We start from the raw sequence: 3,841 nt of genomic DNA, 5'->3' as shown, positions 1-3,841 counted from the left end.
ATCAGCGGCTTTGTCGATCCTGTCGATTTCAATAACCAAATGGTAACGGTAGTCAGAGCGATTAAAGGGACTGAAAAAGGCGAAATCGGTCAGGCGAGCTATCAGTTTGTGACGGTTGCCGTAAGCGGCTATCAGCGCTGGCACCTGACGCAGCAGGTGGTTACCCCGCCGCCGCCCATGGATCCCTGGATCTGGTATGGCCCGCCGCGCGGTCGCCATCGTGGCGGCTACTGGGGGCCACCACCAGGGATGATGTTTTATAATCAGGGTCCGGCGGAAGTGCAGACCATCCTGACTGAATAGTCCTTAGGCTGAGCATTGCAGACCCGACGGCAGCATTCCGACCGTCGGGTTATTTTTTGGTTTCTCAAAACGAGAAGAAATTAGTGATATGCTTCGCAACCTCAAAACGGAACGGGCCAGCAAACTGGTACGCTGAGTTAATATAATGTTAACAGATGGAGCAGGTAAGAGGTTGTGATGACGACAACGTTAAGTTTCCGAGGTGTTTCCTTGAATAAGGTTTGGCTGAACCGCTACCCTGCCGATGTGCCAGCAGAAATCGATGCCGATCGTTATCCTTCCCTGATCGATCTTTTCGAACACGCCACTAATCGCTACGCCGACCGGCCCGCCTTTATGAATATGGGTCAGACCATGACCTATCGTAAGCTGGAAGAGCGCAGCCGGGCTTTCGCCGCGTATCTCCAGCAGGGGTTAGGACTGAAAAAGGGCGATCGCGTCGCGCTGATGATGCCCAATCTGTTGCAGTATCCGATCGCCCTGTTCGGCATCCTGCGCGCCGGAATGATCGTTGTTAACGTTAATCCACTTTATACGCCGCGTGAGCTGGAACATCAGCTTAACGACAGCGGCGCCAGCGCCATTGTTATTGTGTCAAATTTTGCCCATACGCTGGAAAAAATCGTGGCAAAAACGCAGCTTAAACACGTGATTCTGACCCGGCTGGGCGATCAGCTTTCTCCGGCTAAGGGCACGTTGGTCAATTTCGTGGTGCGCTATATCAAGCGGCTGGTACCGAAATATCATCTGCCGGGTGCTATCTCTTTTCGCCGGGTGCTCCACGAAGGCTATCGGATGCAGTATGTTCGGCCCACCCTCGCCAATGAAGACCTGGCTTTTTTACAATACACCGGTGGGACAACCGGTGTGGCGAAAGGGGCAATGCTGACCCATCGCAATATGCAGGCTAATCTGGAACAAACCAAGGCGACCTATGGCTCGCTGCTGAAAGCGGGTGAGGAGACGGTCGTTACCGCCTTGCCGCTCTATCATATATTTGCGCTGACGGTGAACTGCCTGCTGTTTATCGATCTGGGCGGGGCAAACCTGCTCATCACCAATCCCCGCGATATTCCGGGGCTGGTAAAAGAGCTGGCGAAAAATCGCTTTACCGCCATTACCGGTGTGAATACGCTGTTTAATGCGCTCTTAAACGACAAAGATTTTCAGCAGCTCGATTTCTCCAGCCTGTCACTGTCGGCGGGCGGCGGTATGGCCGTGCAGAAAGCCGTCGCCGAGCGCTGGGAGAAACTTACCGGCCACTATCTGCTGGAAGGCTACGGCCTGACAGAATGCTCGCCGCTGGTCTCGGTGAACCCTTACGATATACGTTACCACAGCGGCAGTATTGGCCTGCCGGTGCCGTCTACCGATATCCGTATCGTGGACAGCGAGGGTAACGAGGTGGCGCCGGGAGAACCCGGCGAGCTTTGCATCAAGGGGCCGCAGGTGATGCCGGGCTACTGGCATCATCCTCAGGCCACTGACGAAGTGCTGAAAAACGGCTGGCTGCACAGTGGCGACATTGTTACCGTCGATGAGGAAGGATTTATTCGCATCGTCGATCGAAAAAAAGATATGATTCTGGTTTCCGGTTTTAACGTTTATCCTAATGAGATCGAGGATGTAGCCATGCTGCATCCCAAAGTGCGTGAGGCAGCGGCGGTAGGCGTTCCGGATGCGGTGGCCGGCGAAACGGTAAAAATCTGCGTGGTGAAAAAAGAGGCTTCGTTGACTAAAGAAGAGTTAATCGCCCACTGCAAGAAACATCTGACCGGTTATAAAATTCCGAAGATTGTCGAGTTTCGTGACGAGTTGCCAAAAACCAATGTTGGCAAAATTTTGCGTCGTGAGCTGCGCGAGGCAGCGCTAAAGACACCCTCGTAGCAGGGCGCACACCAGTTATCTCTACGCCGGTTAAGCCGGCGTTTTTATTGAAACACACTGAGGCAAGAAGCCGCAGCGAGAGGATCACTTTGAATTACACCATGATAACCACCAACGAGGCGCTGGCCGAAGTTTGCCAGGCTGCCCGTCAGGTTCCTGCCGTGGCGCTGGACACCGAGTTTGTTCGTACCCGCACCTATTATCCCGGTCTTGGGCTGATCCAGCTGTTTGACGGCGAACGAGTTTCACTGATCGATCCGCTTCCCATCACCGAATGGACGCCGTTTCGTGATCTGATCCTCGATAAAAACGTTGTGAAATACCTGCATGCGGGCAGTGAAGACCTGGAAGTTTTCCTGCACGAGTATGGCGTGCTGCCTGAACCAATGATCGATACGCAAATTCTGGCTGCCTTCACCGGTCGACCACTCTCCTGTGGCTTTGCCACTATTGTGGAGTCTTTTACCGGCATCGCACTCGATAAGAGCGAATCCCGTACCGACTGGCTGGCTCGTCCGCTGACGGAAAGGCAGTGTCACTATGCCGCTGCCGATGTCTGGTATCTGCTGCCCATCGCACAGAAATTAATGGCGGAAGCCGAAGCTGCCGGTCGACTCGACGCTGCCCTGAACGAGTGTAGCCTGCTGTGTCAGCGCCGCCGTAACGTGGTCGCGCCGGAAGAGGCGTATCGCGATATTCCCAATGCCTGGCAGCTGCGTCCTCGTCAGCTTGCTGCGCTGCGCCTGATGGCCGCCTGGCGTCTGGAACTGGCGCGTGAAAAAGATATGGCCGTAAATTTCGTGGTGCGGGAAGAGAATCTGTGGAAAGTGGCGCGGTACATGCCGGGTTCACTGGGCGAGCTGGATCACCTGGGGCTGGGCGGTCAGGAAATCCGTTTTCACGGCAAGGCCCTGGTCGCGCTGGTGGCCCAGGCTAATGAACTGCCGGAAAGCGAGCTGCCTGCGCCGCTGGCCAATCTGGTTGACCATCCGGCCTATAAAAAGGTCTTTAAGGCGCTGAAAGCACTGATGGTAGAAACGGCAGAGAAAAATGGCGTCAGTCAGGAATTGCTGGCCTCAAGACGGCAGATTAATCAACTGCTGAACTGGCACTGGAAGCTGAAACCCATGGGCACGCCGGAGCTGCTCGACGGCTGGCGGGGTAATCTGCTGCGCGACGATATCATGGCGCTGCTGGCGGATTATTAACGACGCGGGCTGTCCCTGGCCCTTTTCCCCTGCAAACGGGCAGGGGAAAGTCAGGCAGGGCGAAGGATCATTTCGGGGTGTCTTCTGCCTCAGGCAGCGTTACGTTAAGCTCCAGAATGGAGATATCGTCATCTTTCTGATCCAGTTTTACGCTCAGCATTTCCGGGTCAATCTTCACGTACTTGCAGATAACCTCCAGAATGTCTCTTTTCAGCTGCGGCAGATAGTGGGGCTCGGCGTCGCCCCTCCTGCGCTCCGCCACGATAATCTGCAGCCGTTCCTTGGCTATATTGGCTGTGCTTTTTTTACGGGATAAAAAGAAATCAAGTAAGGCCATGTTTTATCCCCCAAACAGGCGTTTCAGGAAACCCTTCTTCTCTTCTTCAATGAAGCGGAAGGGACGTTCTTCCCCCAGAAGACGCTCGACGGTATCGGCATAGGCT

Annotated in this window: 4 protein-coding genes and 1 pseudogene; 3 read left to right on the top strand and 2 right to left on the bottom strand. The window is 54.6% G+C overall.

Annotated features, from left to right (window positions below; translation table 11 throughout):
* From RTK32_RS19930 to rnd, 3 genes are all read left to right on the top strand, one after another.
* Window positions 1-303, top strand: a 303-nt coding sequence (locus tag RTK32_RS19930) for a Slp family lipoprotein (RefSeq protein ID WP_312046989.1), incomplete at its 5' end; no start/stop codon positions are given.
* 210 nt (window positions 304-513) lie between these two features.
* Window positions 514-2,190, top strand: a complete 1,677-nt coding sequence (gene fadD, locus RTK32_RS19925; RefSeq protein WP_312046987.1) for a long-chain-fatty-acid--CoA ligase FadD — start codon at window positions 514-516, stop codon at window positions 2,188-2,190.
* 101 nt (window positions 2,191-2,291) lie between these two features.
* Window positions 2,292-3,398, top strand: a complete 1,107-nt coding sequence (rnd, locus tag RTK32_RS19920) for a ribonuclease D (RefSeq protein ID WP_312046990.1) — start codon at window positions 2,292-2,294, stop codon at window positions 3,396-3,398.
* 67 nt (window positions 3,399-3,465) lie between these two features.
* On the opposite strand, the gene minE is transcribed toward rnd, so the two are convergent.
* Together minE and RTK32_RS19910 are read right to left on the bottom strand one after the other, a co-directional pair.
* Window positions 3,466-3,735, bottom strand: coding sequence for a cell division topological specificity factor MinE (gene minE / locus RTK32_RS19915; protein ID WP_125287792.1), 270 nt, complete (start codon window positions 3,733-3,735; stop codon window positions 3,466-3,468).
* A gap of 3 nt (window positions 3,736-3,738) precedes the next feature.
* Window positions 3,739-3,841, bottom strand: a pseudogene (locus tag RTK32_RS19910) (septum site-determining protein MinD); the annotation flags it as partial.

Origin of the sequence: Erwinia sp., assembly GCF_031978025.1 — a bacterium.
Lineage (GTDB): Bacteria > Pseudomonadota > Gammaproteobacteria > Enterobacterales > Enterobacteriaceae > Erwinia.
Note: the sequence above shows the minus strand (reverse complement) of the source record. Positions and strands in the feature narration are given on the sequence as shown.

What these genes read in the sequence shown, in the direction of transcription:
- rnd (WP_312046990.1), top strand. Translation starts at nt 2,292, where the DNA reads ATGATAACCACCAACGAGGCGCTGGCCGAAGTTTGCCAGGCTGCCCGT.
- minE (WP_125287792.1), bottom strand. Translation starts at nt 3,735, where the DNA reads ATGGCCTTACTTGATTTCTTTTTATCCCGTAAAAAAAGCACAGCCAAT.